This window comes from Bacteroides sp. 90-K9/2 (assembly GCF_047310725.1).
Taxonomy (GTDB): Bacteria; Bacteroidota; Bacteroidia; order Bacteroidales; family Bacteroidaceae; genus Bacteroides; species Bacteroides vicugnae.
This window is the reverse complement of record NZ_JBCGVL010000005.1, coordinates 14,699-31,347: the sequence shown is the minus strand read 5'-3', so window position 1 is coordinate 31,347 and position 16,649 is coordinate 14,699. Positions and strand designations below refer to the sequence as shown.

The window sequence follows — 16,649 nt, the reverse complement described above, 5'->3', positions numbered from 1 at the left end:
AAGATAAGTAAAATCGTTTTATTATCGTATATTTGTCCGGTTATTCTAACAAAAATCTACTAAACAATCATTTAAAATATGAGACAAGCTAATTTATTTATGATGTCGGCAGCAATGTTATTAGCTGCCTGCGGAGGAACCAAAGACGCAGGCAAGACAGATCAGGTGCTTATCGAGAAATCGGACATAAAGATCGAAGGGAAGCGCATGACTCCCGAAGCACTTTGGGCTATGGGACGTATCGGCGGATTCGCCGTATCGCCCGACGGAAAGAAAATTGCGTATACGGTAGCGTATTACAGCGTACCGGAAAACAAGAGTAACCGCGAAGTTTTCGTGATGAACGCAGACGGAAGCGAAAACCAGCAAATCACTCGTACCCCGTATCAGGAAAATGAGGTGACTTGGATTAAGGGAGGCACCAAACTTGCATTCTTAAGCAATGACAACGGAAGCAGCCAGCTTTATGAAATGAATCCGGATGGTAGCGGACGCAAGCAGCTGACCAGCTACGACGGAGATATCGAAGGATATTCCATCTCACCGGATGGCAAAAAACTGCTATTTATTTCACAAGTAAAGACGAAAGAAAGCACCGCTGATAAGTATCCGGACCTGCCGAAAGCCACCGGTATCATCGTTACCGACCTGATGTACAAGCATTGGGATGAATGGGTGACGACCGCTCCGCATCCTTTCATTGCTGACTTTGATGGTAACGGTATTTCCAATATCGTGGATATCCTGAACGACGAACCGTATGAAAGTCCGATGAAACCTTGGGGTGGCATCGAACAACTTGCCTGGAATACAACCTCGGACAAAGTGGCTTATACTTGCCGCAAAAAGACGGGACTGGAATATGCGATTTCTACCAACTCGGATATTTATATATATGACCTGAACACCAAGAAAACGGAAAATATTACTGAAGAGAATAAAGGATATGATACCAATCCGCAATACTCACCGGACGGCAAGTATATTGCCTGGCAAAGCATGGAACGGGATGGATACGAAGCGGATCTGAACCGTCTGTTCATCATGAACCTGGAAACCGGCGAGAAGCGTTTTGTGAGCAAGGCATTCGAATCGAATGTAGATGCTTTTGTCTGGGGAGCAGATGCAAAAGTGATCTATTTCACAGGTGTATGGCATGGAGAGTCGCAGATTTATGCGCTTGACCTGACAAATGATTCGGTAAAGGCTATTACTTCAGGAATGTACGATTACGAAGGGGTAGCTCTTTTCGGAGATAAGCTGATCGCGAAACGTCATTCAATGAGTATGGGTGATGAGATTTACTCTGTGGCACTGGATGGTTCTACCACTCAACTGACACAGGAGAATAAACAAATCTATGACCAGCTGGAAATGGGTAAAGTGGAAGGTCGCTGGATGAAAACAACAGATGGCAAACAGATGTTGACATGGGTGATTTATCCTCCACAGTTTGATCCGAACAAGAAATATCCGACTTTGCTGTTCTGTGAAGGAGGTCCGCAGAGTCCGGTAAGCCAGTTCTGGTCTTATCGCTGGAACTTCCAGATTATGGCAGCTAATGATTATATCATCGTCGCTCCGAACCGTCGCGGTTTGCCGGGATTCGGTGTGGAATGGAACGAACAGATCAGCGGCGATTACGGTGGCCAGTGTATGAAGGATTACTTCACTGCTATTGATGAAATGGCAAAAGAGCCGTATGTGGACAAAGATCGTCTGGGATGCGTAGGTGCCAGTTTCGGAGGATTCTCCGTATATTGGTTGGCCGGACATCACGACAAACGGTTCAAAGCGTTCATTGCTCATGATGGTATCTTCAACATGGAAATGCAGTATCTGGAAACTGAAGAAAAATGGTTCGCCAACTGGGATATGGGAGGCGCATACTGGGAAAAACAGAATCCGGTGGCACAGCGTACATTCGCCAACTCTCCTCACCTATTCGTAGAGAAATGGGATACTCCTATTCTCTGTATTCATGGAGAAAAAGACTACCGTATTCTGGCTAATCAGGCAATGGCTGCTTTTGATGCTGCCGTGATGCGTGGTGTTCCCGCAGAGTTGCTGATTTATCCGGATGAAAACCACTGGGTATTGAAGCCACAGAATGGAGTTTTATGGCAACGCACATTCTTTGAGTGGTTGGATAAATGGGTAAAGAAAGCGCCGTCCAAATAAAAACGGTACATATTCCTATAAAGTAAAAAGAAGGCTCTGTTCTCAATCTACTTGAGTTCAGAGCCTTCTCCATTACATTCAACCAAAATCCGCTAAATTTTACCTTGAGTAAATATTTTCAATTTCTACAATATACATCTTATGGAAACCTCCATGAGCACCACCATACCACTTTTCTATTGATTCTTTATCCAGAAAACATTCCGGTTTGATAGCGTCAGCATAAAGTTTCTTACATTCCAAGCTCAAACGTGCCTGTTCGAACAGGACATTACCTTTTTCTGTAAATACAGGTTTCAATCCGGTTTCTTTTACTTTATCTATATTACGTCCCGACTTGGAACCACAAACCGCATGAATCTTCTTATTTTCTTCTCCTAAGAAAGAAAGTGTCAGGTGATCGTTCTCCTCTACAAACTCGTATGTATACCGTTCAGGACGGATAAAAACGAAAGCAACCGGTTTATTCCACAACCAGCCGATGCCACCCCAACTTGCTGTCATGGTGTTAAACTTCTCTTTTGTTCCCGCCGTTACGAGCATCCACTCTTTTCCGATTGCTTCGAAAAAGTTTTCTTTCAGATCTTTTACTTCTAATTTCTTCATCTCTTTATTCGTATCTAAATATTCTTATTTCTGTTTCCTCAATTTCACGATCTCTCCCAAATAAGGAATTTCCACAGAGATCTTCCGTTTCTTTGCTTCTGTTGCAAAGACTTTCGGGGGATCATGCAAAGGCTCGTCAGACAAATCGAATGTGCCATAATGCATGGGGATAGTAAGTCCTGCATGCATTTCTTCGGCAGCAGTCAAAGACTCGTGAGGCGATATATGATTGGGACGCATAAACCAGCGAGGTTTATATGCCCCGATACCCAACAAAGCGTAATCCGGTGCTCCGAACAGATCGGGAATCTCACGAAAGTGGCTGGAATAACCAGTGTCACCACTATAATAAAGGGAGATTCCATCTCCTTGCAGCATGAAGGCTCCCCACAGTCGCTGGCCGCCATCGCGTACGGAACGTTTGCTCCAGTGTTGTGCCGGTAGAAAAGTTATCTTCAATCCCTCATCTTTCATTTGTTGATACCATCCGGCTTCAATCACCTTCATTTCAGGAAACCATCCCTGAATCAGTTCACCGGTTCCCAATCCACAAAAGAGTTTCATTTGCGGGTTATTCCTCAATAGGCGGGCTATACTCTGCTTGTCCAGATGATCGAAATGGTCATGGCTGACAAGTAGATAATCAATCCCTGTAAATATGTCAGGATTAGCGGGAAACTCGCTCTGCCTCTTCACAAAAGGAATACTTCCGAACACAGGATCGAACATGATTCGTTTACCTGCTAATTGCAGAAAGAAAGAATTATGTCCGAGCCATATCAGGGAATCTCCTACCACCGCATCCAATGAACGGAGATAACAAACTTTCGGATCCCATTTCACCGTTTTCTTCTCCTTGCGTTGGGGGTTGGGCGAAAGACGCCATTTCAGTACACTCCCCATCCCCGGACGGAAGCGATGCTGCCGATTAAAAAAACGCCCGCGCACCATCGGATTTCCTCTCCAATAAGGGTTGACTGTCGCTAAACGTTCGTTTCTCCTAAAACATATATGTTCACCCATTTTTATTTCCTGAATACGTATTTACAAACTTACTAATAATTTCTCGATTTACGATGAATTAGAGTAAACAAAAAATGTACCCCGGACACACTATCGGGGTACATTTACTTATAAAAGAATAAATATTATCCTTTTTTATATAGAATGAGACTTCGTTAAGAGCAGTGCAAGCCATACAAAGGCAGTTGCCAGCCAAGAGCTGAAAGATTAATAATCATTATGACTGCACCCAATATCCATAGAATCAATAGCGACCATTTCAAGCCTGCTCCCATCGGCGACCAATGGAATAACTGCCGCAAGATAGTATACAAGAAAGCTCCTAATGGAATACCGATGAGGGCAACTCCGGCAATCGTACCCAGTAGTGTCATCATTGGCGATAAAGAAGTAACCGGCATCCAGTCAATGGCAGGCAGCATCTGGTAAAGTAATGCTCCTCCGCTAACTGCCACGGCAATTGCTGCAAACACCAGCGCTACCAGTACAACGGCCAATACAAACAAGACAGGACAGCAGAGAATGACAAGAGCTACCAGAAATATTTTAAAGAGAACGGCAGCAATGGAAACAAATACATCACCTATCTTTTGAAGAAAGGTACGAGGTTTGCCGGAATTCATATAGTTATTGACTCCGTCCGCTACGCGTTCGAAACCGTCTGTCACTGTTTTGCCAATATTCTCAATGGTCACCGCTTCTCCACGCATACTCAATTTTTCTGCAGCAGTACGGGCTTCCGGAATAACAAGCCATCCGATAATATAAAGTATAATCATCGGGCAATAAGGTACAAACACCAGGATAATCATCAGTATACGTACCAATGTAATGTCCCAACCAAAGTAAGCTGCCAATCCTGCCGCTACACCTCCCAACAATTTATTATCCGGATCACGGAACCAACGGCGTTGAGCAGAGGTTTGTGTACCGCCTTGATTAGCAGACGATGTTTGTTCCGTTCTTTTCTGTGAGTCCATATCCTCATCAGCAATTCCAAAGTCTTCCGGTTTGCCGACGCGGGCGATGATTTCTTCCACATCCGAAACTGTGATGACCTGTTTCCCTTCATTTACTTTTTCGGCAAACAGTTCGGCAATACGCATTTCAATATCGTTTACGATTTCTTCCGCACCCTCCTGTTTACGAAAGTAATGTTTGAGGTTAGACAGATAATTGTCTAACAATCGGTAGGCGTCATCATCTATATGATAGACAATTCCTCCTAAATTTATGGTCAATGTCTTTTTCATTTTTATTTCTTCTTTTTCGGATTATCTATTGGCAATATGATTCACTGTTTCATTAAGTTCCTTCCAGGAAATTTCAAGTTCTCCCAAAAAGACTTCTCCCTGTTCGGTCAATTTATAGTATTTGCGGGGAGGTCCTTGGGTGGATTCTACCCATTCATAACTTAACAAATCGTCATTTTTCAGACGGGTAAGCAATGGATACAAGGTGCCTTCCACTACAATCAGTTGGGCTTCTTTCAACTTTTGAATGATATCAGAAGCATAAGAGGGTTCCTTGTGTAGCAAAAGCATGATGCAATATTCAAGCATGCCTTTCCTCATCTGTGATTTTACATTGTCTACTTTCATTATTCACTTCTTTTAGATGGCACAAATATATGCATTACTTTAGTACCTTGCATTGCAAAGTACTATAAATTAATAATAATTAAAACATTAGAGAGTGTACTCCTTATTATAAAAAGAAATAATGGCTATATTTGTGCCTATTAAACCAAGAATAGATAATAGATATGTTTACAATTCGAAAAGCAACAGTAGCCGATTGCGAGCTTATTCATAAGATGGCAAAGGAGGTATTCCCCGCCACCTACAAGGAAATTTTATCTCCCGAACAACTGGATTATATGATGGACTGGATGTATGCTCCTTCCAATGTGCGCAAACAAATGGAGGAAGAGGGACATGTGTACTCCATTGCTTATAAGGAGAATGAACCATGCGGATATGTTTCCATTCAACCACAGGAAAAAGATGTATTCCATCTTCAGAAGATATATGTTCTCCCCCGTTTTCAAGGCACGCATTGCGGCAGTTTTTTATTTAGGGAAGCCATCAAGTGTATCAAAGAGATACACCCGGAACCTTGTTTGATGGAGCTCAACGTAAATCGTAATAATAAGGCTTTGCAGTTTTACGAACACATGGGAATGAGAAAGTTACGGGAGGGTGATTTCCCGATTGGTAACGGATATTACATGAATGATTATATTATGGGATTGGATATTTAAAAATTAGGGTAATAAACGGTTTTTATACAAACCGTTTATTACCCTAATTTATTATTAGATCTCAGGCAAATACCTGCCTTATTTTAAGCAACTTTTTCAAGCTTCTTCATGATAGAGAATATGAATAGAGCTGATAACAGACAACAAGCAATCAATACGCTCCATACCATCCACAGTTGCATATCACCCCACAAATAACCAATAATAGCAACCAGATAATTTCCAATAGCTGTAGCTACAAACCAGCCTCCCATCATCATACCTTTATACTTGGGTGGCGCTACTTTTGATACAAAAGAAATACCCATTGGTGAAAGTAACAACTCTGCAAAAGTCAATACCAGATAAGTAGAAATCAACCAGTTGGGAGAAACAAGAACATCCGGATTAATACCAGCCGTTTCTACTGCTTTCGGAGTAGGAAGACCCATGGAACCAATGGCTAAAATCAAGAAGCCACACGCTGCAATCACCATACCAATACCGATTTTGCGCGGTGCGGAAGGTTCTTTTTTCTTTTTAGCCAAATAACCAAAGACAGCCAAAGACACCGGAGTCAGAGCCACTACAAAAAATGGATTAAACTGCTGGAATATTTGAGGAAGAATTTCTACGGTTGAATCCATAGAGCAATAGCTCCACACTAATATAGCAAGAGAAGCCAATACGACAACACCGGCAATGGCTTTTCCACGACCAGTTTTTGACTGGAATAGAGAGAATGCGCCATAAACAGCAATGATAACAAGAACCAGATTCCAAACATCGAATCCAATACGATCAATTCCTGTCACAGATTGAGTAGTGTAGTCACGTGCAAAGAATGTCATAGTCAAACCGTTCTGGTGGAACGCCATCCAGAAAAAGATAACCACAGCAAACACAAGCAACAAAGCAACAATACGTTCTTTTGTTTGTGCCGGAGTCAATTCCGGCTCATTATAGTTATTTACAGCCTTAGCTTGTTTTGAGTTATAGTCTGCATGCTTAAACATGGAACGGCAACAAATATAAATTGCCATTGAAATAATCAAAGAAATACAAGCTACGGCAAAGCCATAGTTATATGCCTCTGACAGTTTCTCGATATAAGTACTACAGAATGCAGCTGTATCACCGGCAAAGCCTTGTGCCGCCTGTAATCCACTAAGGGTAACATTACCTTCCGGAGTAATAGTCCCACCAAGAAATTGATGCGCCAATGAAGGTATTTGAGCATTATAGGTAAATCCTGCGCCACTTAAGATATAATTAGTCACTTTGGTAGCAGCTGTCGGAGCAAATAAAGCCCCCACATTGATTGCCATATAAAACAAACTGAAAGCAGTATCACGCTTTGAGCTATATTCCGGAGAATCATAAAGATTACCTACCATTACTTGCAGGTTTCCTTTAAATAAGCCGGTCCCGCAAGCGATCAGAAACAGTGAACCAAACATCATCATCTTGCCTGTAAGATTCGCTGCTGTAGGAATAGCCAAAAGCAAATAACCAATAAACATAACAACGATACCCGTTGTTACCATCTTACCATAACCACATTTATCAGCCAAAATACCACCTATAAGAGGCATAAAATAAACTGCTGCCAGAAATGAGCCAAAAATAGTAGAAGTTTCTGCTGCCGTGTAACCAAACTTCGCTTGTAAGAAAAGTGTAAAAATAGCAAGCATCGTGTAGTAGCCAAAACGCTCGCCCGTGTTAGCCAAGGCTAAAGCGTATAGCCCTTTCGGTTGTCCTTCAAACATATAAACAAGAATATTAGATTAATAAAATTGATATTTTCTGCAAATATATACTTTTTTTAATTCATTCAAAGAATATGTAGTCATATTTACTCTACAAATAATAAGACTTACTCCTCAAATAAACGACAAATTTCCGCTCTGGATTCACGAATCAAATCTTCCGGTGCTATTTTTATCTGAAGTCCCCGTACACCGGCACTTACATAAATATACGGAAATTGTTGACTGGTTTCATGAATATAAGTAGGAAAATGCTTTTTCATACCGATCGGCGAACAACCTCCGCGGATATATCCGGTAAGTGGCAGAAGCTCTTTTACGGGAATCAGCTCGCACTTCTTGTTACCCGAAGCTTTAGCCGCCAGTTTCAAATCAACTTCATGTTCCCCCGGAATGACACAGACAAAATATCCGCTTTTATCGCCGTGCAGAACAAGCGTTTTAAATACCTGCTCGATGTTCTCTCCTAAACTTGCTGCCACATGAACAGCACTCAAGTCGTTTTCATCTACTTCGTAGGGAATTAACTCATAGGCTATCTTAGCCTTATCTAACAGCCGTGCGGCATTTGTTTTATTGATTTTCATTTTCGTTGTATTTATAAGTTCTGTATCTGATAAATAAAGAATATGATATGATAAGTGCCAACTCATCGAAGATTGTCCGATAAGTTGGCACTCTATGATTTAAATTAGAGCCCCAGCTCTTCGCGAAGAAACTTAGGTGTATATCCTTTATGGCTCTTCGCAACTTCTTCCGGTGTTCCGTGACTAAGGAGTTCTCCCCCGCCCTTACCACCTTCAGGGCCCATATCGATAATATAATCCGCCATTTTAATCACATCCAGATTGTGCTCGATGACGATAACAGTATTACCTTTATCTACCAGCTTATTCAATACTCCCATCAATACACGGATATCTTCAAAATGAAGTCCGGTAGTCGGTTCGTCAAGGATATAAAGAGTTTTGCCCGTATCTCTTTTTGATAGCTCCGTTGCCAGTTTCACACGCTGGCTTTCTCCACCGGAAAGAGTGGTAGAAGATTGTCCCAGTTTTATATATCCGAGTCCGACATCCTGCAAGACTTTAATCTTATTCAAGATTTGCGGCACATTTTCAAAGAATTCCACAGCACGGTTGATCGTCATGTCAAGTACATCGGCAATTGATTTTCCCTTGAAACGTACTTCCAGTGTTTCCCGGTTATAACGTTTACCGTGACAAACCTCACAAGGCACATATACATCAGGAAGGAAATTCATTTCAATCGTCTTATAACCATTTCCCGTACATGCTTCACAACGCCCACCTGCAACATTAAAGGAGAAACGTCCCGGTTTATAACCGCGAATTTTAGCTTCCGGCAGACCTACAAACAGGTTACGGATATCAGAAAACACACCGGTATAAGTCGCAGGATTGGAGCGTGGCGTACGTCCCAAAGGTGATTGATCCACATCTACTACCTTATCTATATTTTCCAGCCCTTCAATCGAATCGTATTCCAAAGGATCTTGTAAGGAACGATAGAACTTCTGTGAAAGAATCGGCTGCAAAGTTTCATTAATCAAGGTGGATTTTCCACTTCCTGATACACCAGTTACGCAAATCAGTTTACCTAACGGAAATTCAACATCTACATTCTTCAGGTTATTCCCCTTCGCTCCTTTCAGCCAGATAGATTTCCCGTTTCCTTTTCTACGCTTGGCAGGGATTTCTATCTTCATCTTCCCATTCAGATATTGCGAAGTCATCGTATCTGTATTCAGCATTTCCTGCGGGGTTCCGGCGAAAACGACTTCGCCTCCGAGACGTCCGGCTTTCGGACCCATATCGATGACATAATCGGCAGCCAGCATCATATCCTTATCATGTTCCACTACAATCACGGAGTTCCCCATGTCGCGGAGTTCTTTCAATGAGTTGATAAGACGCAGATTATCACGCTGATGCAGACCGATACTCGGCTCGTCGAGAATATAAAGTACATTCACTAATTGCGAACCAATCTGTGTAGCCAAACGGATACGCTGACTCTCACCACCGGAAAGACTAACAGAGCTACGATTCAATGCCAGATAATCCAACCCCACGTCCAGCAAGAACTTCAAACGGGTGCGAATCTCTTTCAGAATCTCCACCGATATTTTCTTCTGCTTATCGGAAAGGAACTCATCCACCTTCATCAACCAGTCGTACAACTCGTTGATGTCCATATTCGCCAACTCATTGATATTCTTATCATGGATACGGAAATGCAAAGCTTCCTTATTCAAACGAGCCCCTTTACATTCGGGACAAACCGTTGTTTTGGCAAATTGTTCCGCCCATTTCTGTGCTGTTGCAGAAGCATCCTTTTCCTGTAACATCTGAATATACTTCACCACTCCTTCGTAAGTAACAAAGTAATCGGAGGAAGTACCGATCAACGAACTCTTGATTTTAATCCGTTCATCAGAACCGTACAAGACTTCATCAATCGCATCGTCCGGCAACTCCTTTATCGGAGTTTTCAGTGTTGCGTCGTACTTTTCGAGCAAAGCACCGATTTGCCAGAAAATCATCGCATTCTTATATTTTCCCAAAGGTGCTATCGCTCCTTCATAAATGGAAAGTTCACGATCGGGAATCACTTTGTCCACATCAATCTGATTGACTACTCCCAATCCCTTACACTTCGGACATGCTCCTTGCGGTGAATTGAATGAGAAGTTATGCGGAGCCGGTTCACGATAAGACAATCCGGTGACGGGACACATGAGCCGTTTACTATAATGACGGATGCTTTCAGACTGGGCATCCAGAATCATCATCAACCCGTCTCCCTGACGCATAGCGGTTGCCACACTCTGTTTCAAGCGCCGGTCATCTTTCTCCGCTACCACTAATTTATCAATAACCACTTCTACATCGTGATTCTTATAACGGTCGAGTTTCATGCCATGCGTTATTTCACGCACTTCACCATCCACCCGTACATACAGGTATCCTTTTTTACGTATTTGTTCGAAAAGTTCCCTGTAATGTCCCTTACGTGAACGAACTAGCGGAGCCAGCAGATATATTTTCTTTCCTTTATAATCTTTCAGAATCAAGTCCAGAATCTGCTCTTCGGTATATTTCACCATCTCCTCACCCGACAGATACGAATAAGCCACTCCCGCACGGGCATACAGCAAACGGAGATAATCATATATCTCCGTAGTCGTTCCTACAGTAGAACGGGGATTTTTATTCGTTGTTTTCTGCTCAATGGAGATAACCGGACTCAAACCAGTTATCTTATCGACATCCGGACGCTCCAGATTGCCCAAGAAGTTACGGGCATACGCTGAAAAAGTTTCGATATAGCGACGCTGTCCTTCGGCAAAAATCGTATCGAAGGCTAAAGAAGATTTTCCACTACCGCTCAATCCGGTGATAACAGTCAAACTGTTACGGGGAATTTCGGCATCAATATCCTTCAAATTGTGCACGCGCGCACCGTACACATTAATATATTCTGTTTCCTGCATATTCATATCCTTCCATAAATGTTGCAAAATTAATGTTTCCGCCCGAAATATGCTCCTAAAAAAGCACAATATTATTTTCTTAACTCAAATCTTATGAAGATATAGGGCATTATTTGTACCTTTGTTCCTTGATTTCAAGAACCAATAGTTATAATTTGATGAAACCGATAAACCGTATATTCTTATTTTTGCTTTTTATAAGCGTTTCATATGCTATCAGTTATGCACAAGAAAACCAATCCTATTTCTTGCATACCATCGAAAAAGGACAAAGTTTATACTCCATCTCCAAGATGTATAATGTCACTACATCAGACATCATACGTCTGAATCCGGGCTGTGACGAAAAGATCTATGCCGGACAGACAATCAAAATTCCTACGGGGAAAGAGAGTCAGAAGGGAGAAACATTCCATACGATTCAAGCCGGAGAAACACTATACAAACTGACAACCATGTATAATGTATCCGCCAAAGATATTTGTGAAGCAAACCCCGGTTTGAGTGCCGAAAATTTCCGCATCGGACAGGTTATCCTGATTCCGCGGAAAAAAGAAGAGCAAACTGCCACTCCAACGCCTACTGAACAGACCACCATTCAAGGCCCTGTTGTTCCGAGATGCAAGGATATGCATAAGGTAAAGCGCAAAGAGACTATTTTTAGCGTGAGCCGTGAATATGGAATCAGCGAACAGGAGTTAATTGCGGCTAACCCGGAACTGAAAAAAGGCATGAAAAAGGGACAATTCCTTTGCATCCCTTACCCGGCAGCAACAACCGTACAACCTACACAGAAGGAAGATCCTTACGCTATTCCTCCCAGCAATAGCGAGCTTTTCCGCAAAAGTAAAGAGACTCCCCAAAAGCTGTCTACCATTAAGGCCGCTTTATTGTTGCCTTTCCAGGAAGACAGACGCATGGTGGAATATTACGAAGGTTTCCTGATGGCAGTAGACAGTCTGAAGCGTACAGGTATTTCTCTTGATCTATATGTATATGATTGCGGAAAAGACCTTTCTACATTAAATACGATTCTTGCCAAGAACGAGATGAAAAGTATGAATATCATCTTCGGTCCGATGCATCAGAATCAAATAAAGCCATTGTCCGACTTCGCAGAGAAGAACGACATACGCCTGGTGATTCCTTTCTCTCAAAAAGGAGAAGAGGTATTCAACAATCCGGCAGTTTATCAGATCAACACACCTCAATCTTACTTATATTCAGAGGTTTATGAACACTTCACCCGTCAATTTCCCAATGCAAACGTTATCTTCATAGAACCGGTGAGCGTTGACAAGGAGAAAGCGGAATTTATCAGCGGCTTGAAACAAGAGTTGAAAAGCAAAGGCATCTCTATGAAAACTGTCAGCGAAAGCGCAACGAAAGAAACGCTGAAAGCAGCGCTCCGCAGTGATAAAGAAAACATCTTTATTCCGACATCAGGCAACAACGTCTTACTGATTAAGATACTTCCTCAACTGACGCTGTTAGTCAGAGAGAATCCTGCAGAGAATATTCATCTGTTTGGCTATCCGGAATGGCAGACCTATACCAGAGATCATCTGGAAAATTTCTTTGAGTTGGATGTATATTTCTATTCTTCATTCTATACAAATACGTTGTTCCCGGCAGCTGTGCAGTTTACCAACGCTTACCATAAATGGTATAGCAAAGACTTGGCAAGCAAATACCCTAATTACGCAATGCTGGGTTTTGACACCGGCTTCTTCTTTCTGAAAGGATTATCACTTTACGGCTCGGAACTGGAAAACAATCTGCCTAAAATGAACCTGACTCCTATCCAGACGGGATTCAAATTCCAACGTGTGAATAACTGGGGAGGATTTATTAATAAAAAGGTGTTCTTCATACGTTTCACTAAGAATTTTGAATTAGTAAAACTTGACTTCGAATAATACGAAAATGATAAAGATAAAACCATTTTTGATCGCAACACTCCTACTTACAGGATTTACCCTTCCTGCCGCTGCCCAAATCGGGGAAGCACGAAGCAATTTATCGGTAGGTATCAATGGAGGTGTCAATTTAAACAGTGTTTCTTTTACCCCCACCATCAAACAAAATAGCTTGATGGGAATTACCGGAGGTTTGACAGCACGTTATATATCCGAGAAGTATTTTGCCATGATTTGTGGTGCACAAGTCGAGTTGAATGTTTCGCAACGAGGTTGGGACCAATTATTTGAAACAATATCACTGGACGCCAACGGATATGAAGTCACTTCGAAGGACCCTACTAAAACTTACACCCGCAAAATGACTTATATAGATATTCCTTTCCTCGCTCACCTCGCTTTCGGACGAGACAGAGGATTGCAATTCTTTGTCCATGCAGGTCCTCAAATCAGCTTTCTAATCAGTGAATCGGAAACAATAAAAGGTATTGACATGAATAGCTTATCTGATACACAGAAAGCCCTATACGGAGTTAAGATTCAAAATAAATTTGACTATGGTATTGCCGGTGGCGGTGGTGTAGAACTTAGAACAAAGAAAGCCGGTAGCTTCATCGTTGAAGGCCGCTATTACTTTGCCCTGTCTGATTTTTACAGCACTACTAAGAAAGATTATTTCGCCCGTGCAGCACATGGTACAATTACCATAAAGCTCACATATTTATTTGATTTGAAGAAATAACCCCTCTTTCAAGGAGGAAGAGATTAAAACCTCTTATTTATAAACAAAATCCCATTCACAACGAACTAAAAAAAATCCCCACTAACTCTAAACGAATTAGCGGGGATTTCTATTTCTGGGAGCTTTAGTCCTTTTTATCGTAATCTATCCGCAGCCTTTACCATCACCTCATCCCGTCCGATAGCACGGATAGCCAGTATATTCAGGATGATAGAAACAAGCGGCAAACACAATGCCCAGCCTATACGGAACATATTTTCATCATTCTTCAATGCAAAATAAAAAGCAAGGGCAGCAATGTAATAACCTACCAATAATAAGCTATTGAAAATTGTCATGCGAATCTGCAACATACGGTTCTTGTACAAAAAGATAGTAGCCACAGCTACGATGGTGCTAACCATCAAAATTCCGAATAAGCCCCATGTAGACTGAATAGCACCGTTTACTTCCAATCCTAATGCCTTAAAAGGATGTTCTCCCATTGCATCAATGAAGTAGCCCATCGGCAAACACATGGCTGTAATCAGCAATCCTGCAACAATCAATAAATAAACAGTTTGAATTCGTTGAATCATAAGTATTCTAAATAGTAGTTGAGTTAAACAATAATAGCCAAGCAATAAGGAGTAGGGATAATCATCCCACTTACTACTTGACTATCAAATTCTTCGTCAGAAAATAAATTACTGAAGTTTTTCTTTCTCCTTAGCCGGATTTCTATAATATATTTTCCCTTCGATGTATTCTTGCGTAGCAATCAAGTCCGGTTTCGGCAATTTCTCATAATAACGAGAAATTTCGATTTGCTCTCTATTTTCAAACACTTCTTCCAAATTGTCATTGTAAGAAGCAAACTCTGCCAGTTTCTTAGAAAGATCGTTTTTGATTTCTACACTGATCTGATTAGCACGCTTACCAATAATGGCAACTGTTTCATAAACATTACCTGTATCAGCACAGAGTTCCATCATGTCACGGGTTACTGTTGTAGCAGGAGCATTCGTTTTTTTGTAGTCCATAAATCTATTTAAATTTAGTCTTTAATTACTTTTTGTGATTCATTGAATATCTTCTCGGCTTCTTTCAAATATTTACTTTCAGGAAATTCATTCTTAAAAGCGTAATATTCATCAATCGTTTCGCGGTAACGATCCATCTTCTTGTCCTCAACGCTATAGATAGCCATTTCGTGTCTTGCACGCAGAACCAAAATGGAAAGTTCTTCACGATAATCAGTATAAGGATAATCCTTCAATGCATTTTGAGCTGTGATTACACAAGACTCATAGTTATTGCCCAAATAATTACCCAGATTATAATATAGCCTTGCTGAATAAAGCTCTTTCAAAACCAGTTTATCCTGTAAAGCAAAAATCATATCCTGTGCTTCCTGCTTCTTTGTGCTGTTCGGGAAATACTCCATGAACATCTGCAGCTGCTGGATAGCCTGATAAGTGCTTGACTGATCCAAACGTGGTTCCGGAGTATCCAGGAATAAAGCCTTACCTGCATGGAAACGTGCCAGTTCGGTAAAAGTACCACGAGGATATGTATTGAAATAGGTGATAAATGTCTGGGCAGCTGTCTGATAATCTTTCTGATTATAGTAGCTCATTCCCAACATATACAAAGATTCTTCCGCTTTATCAGTTCCTTTCAGAATGGTTATCAACTCATTCAACAACGTGGCTGAACGATTATACTGTCCCTTCGCAAAATAGTTTTTGGCGGCTTCGTACTTGTATTCGTAATCGGTGCTTTTCAGCAATTTATTATACTCTCCACATGATGTAAGAGTAGCCGCCGCAAGCAAAGTTATAATGATATTTTTCTTCATCCTATTTTAAAATAATGCGCAAAGTTACTTATTCGCTGGGAATTTAGCAATTAATCTGTGTTTTTTAATACATAAAAGGCGTTAAACATCGACAAAAGGAGAGAAAATGACGTCGAATTGCAAACGACAAACTATAAACAGCAGATTATAAACGACTCGCAATAGTGACGGTATGTGTTCGGGATAGTGACGGTATCGTTAGCATATACCGTCGCTATCTTCACTGGATAGCGTCACTATATTTATAGTAAAAACGGTAAGCAGTTGCGTTGTCCTTGAGTTGGATAACACAACTGTTTACCGTTCATTATTTATTGCTCACTGTTATATTTACAGTTTATACAAGTCACTTGCAGCCAATAGATCGACTTTCTTATCTTTCAGTACCTCGATACATTTATCCAGGTTGCTGGGGCGGATCACTACATTTGCAATATGGTTATTGGCAAACGAATACATATATTCAATAAATACGCCCTCTTCTGATAAATATCCCAGCACTTTTGCCAAAGCACCCGGCACATTGGGACAGCTTATACCTACTACATCAGTCACATTCACTGCAAAATGATTATCTTTTAAAGCTTTGTATGCTCTATCCGGATCAGATACAATTCCACGCAAAATACCAAAATCAGCATTTTCGGCAATGCACAAGGCAGAAAGGTTGATATTTTCTTTCGCCAGCACTTCAGTCACTTCCGTCAAACGGCCTGACTTATTTTCCAAAAAAATAGAAAGTTGTTTTGCTACCATCATTGTTAAGTATTAAGTATTAAGTTTTAAGTATTGGCATCAAGTATCAAGTTT

The 16,649-nt window shown here is 41.2% G+C and carries 15 protein-coding genes; 4 read left to right on the top strand and 11 right to left on the bottom strand.

Annotation, left to right across the window (positions count from 1 at the left end):
• The first annotated feature begins 78 nt into the window (after positions 1-78).
• The gene (locus tag AAHJ11_RS12970) at positions 79-2,181 is read left to right on the top strand and encodes a prolyl oligopeptidase family serine peptidase (protein ID WP_413579602.1); all 2,103 of its coding nucleotides are present in this window, start codon (positions 79-81) and stop codon (positions 2,179-2,181) included.
• A gap of 99 nt (positions 2,182-2,280) precedes the next feature.
• Here the strand turns inward: AAHJ11_RS12970 and AAHJ11_RS12965 are convergent, their stop codons facing one another.
• The 4 genes from AAHJ11_RS12965 to AAHJ11_RS12950 form a co-directional block, all read right to left on the bottom strand.
• Positions 2,281-2,787 carry a flavin reductase family protein gene (locus AAHJ11_RS12965; RefSeq protein WP_029425934.1) on the bottom strand — a complete coding sequence of 169 codons (507 nt, stop codon included), beginning with the start codon at positions 2,785-2,787 and terminating at the stop codon, positions 2,281-2,283.
• A gap of 24 nt (positions 2,788-2,811) precedes the next feature.
• Positions 2,812-3,810, bottom strand: a complete 999-nt coding sequence (locus tag AAHJ11_RS12960) for an MBL fold metallo-hydrolase (RefSeq protein WP_413579601.1) — start codon at positions 3,808-3,810, stop codon at positions 2,812-2,814.
• Positions 3,811-3,965: 155 nt separating this feature from the next.
• Positions 3,966-5,063, bottom strand: coding sequence for a PspC domain-containing protein (locus AAHJ11_RS12955; protein WP_148367470.1), 1,098 nt, complete (start codon positions 5,061-5,063; stop codon positions 3,966-3,968).
• Between the two features lie 21 nt (positions 5,064-5,084).
• Entirely contained in the window at positions 5,085-5,411 is a 327-nt protein-coding gene (locus AAHJ11_RS12950) for a PadR family transcriptional regulator (RefSeq protein ID WP_007752390.1), read from the bottom strand.
• Between the two features lie 164 nt (positions 5,412-5,575).
• Here AAHJ11_RS12950 and AAHJ11_RS12945 point away from each other — a divergent pair, with 164 nt between their 5' ends.
• Entirely contained in the window at positions 5,576-6,073 is a 498-nt protein-coding gene (locus tag AAHJ11_RS12945) for a GNAT family N-acetyltransferase (RefSeq protein WP_148367472.1), read from the top strand.
• Between the two features lie 83 nt (positions 6,074-6,156).
• Here the strand turns inward: AAHJ11_RS12945 and AAHJ11_RS12940 are convergent, their stop codons facing one another.
• The 3 genes from AAHJ11_RS12940 to uvrA form a co-directional block, all read right to left on the bottom strand.
• On the bottom strand, positions 6,157-7,821 hold the full coding sequence (locus tag AAHJ11_RS12940; protein WP_074638610.1) for a peptide MFS transporter: 1,665 nt from the start codon (positions 7,819-7,821) through the stop codon (positions 6,157-6,159).
• Between the two features lie 107 nt (positions 7,822-7,928).
• The gene (gene ybaK / locus AAHJ11_RS12935; RefSeq protein ID WP_004309260.1) at positions 7,929-8,408 is read right to left on the bottom strand and encodes a Cys-tRNA(Pro) deacylase; all 480 of its coding nucleotides are present in this window, start codon (positions 8,406-8,408) and stop codon (positions 7,929-7,931) included.
• Between the two features lie 104 nt (positions 8,409-8,512).
• Positions 8,513-11,338, bottom strand: a complete 2,826-nt coding sequence (gene uvrA / locus AAHJ11_RS12930; protein ID WP_413579706.1) for an excinuclease ABC subunit UvrA — start codon at positions 11,336-11,338, stop codon at positions 8,513-8,515.
• A gap of 158 nt (positions 11,339-11,496) precedes the next feature.
• On the opposite strand from uvrA, the gene AAHJ11_RS12925 reads away from it, so the two are divergent.
• The gene (locus AAHJ11_RS12925) at positions 11,497-13,257 is read left to right on the top strand and encodes a LysM peptidoglycan-binding domain-containing protein (protein WP_320979308.1); all 1,761 of its coding nucleotides are present in this window, start codon (positions 11,497-11,499) and stop codon (positions 13,255-13,257) included.
• A 7-nt stretch (positions 13,258-13,264) separates the two neighbouring features.
• Positions 13,265-13,999 (top strand): porin family protein, encoded by a 735-nt coding sequence (locus tag AAHJ11_RS12920; protein ID WP_148367475.1) that lies wholly within the window; start codon positions 13,265-13,267, stop codon positions 13,997-13,999.
• 134 nt (positions 14,000-14,133) lie between these two features.
• Here the strand turns inward: AAHJ11_RS12920 and AAHJ11_RS12915 are convergent, their stop codons facing one another.
• From AAHJ11_RS12915 to AAHJ11_RS12900, 4 genes are all read right to left on the bottom strand, one after another.
• Complete coding sequence (locus tag AAHJ11_RS12915) at positions 14,134-14,577, bottom strand: DUF4293 domain-containing protein (RefSeq protein ID WP_074638409.1); 444 nt, start codon at positions 14,575-14,577, stop codon at positions 14,134-14,136.
• A 108-nt stretch (positions 14,578-14,685) separates the two neighbouring features.
• Entirely contained in the window at positions 14,686-15,021 is a 336-nt protein-coding gene (locus tag AAHJ11_RS12910; RefSeq protein ID WP_004299989.1) for a DNA-directed RNA polymerase subunit omega, read from the bottom strand.
• A gap of 14 nt (positions 15,022-15,035) precedes the next feature.
• Entirely contained in the window at positions 15,036-15,839 is an 804-nt protein-coding gene (locus AAHJ11_RS12905) for an outer membrane protein assembly factor BamD (protein WP_004299990.1), read from the bottom strand.
• A 330-nt stretch (positions 15,840-16,169) separates the two neighbouring features.
• Positions 16,170-16,595, bottom strand: a complete 426-nt coding sequence (locus AAHJ11_RS12900; protein ID WP_148367570.1) for an amino acid-binding protein — start codon at positions 16,593-16,595, stop codon at positions 16,170-16,172.
• Positions 16,596-16,649: the final 54 nt, after the last annotated feature.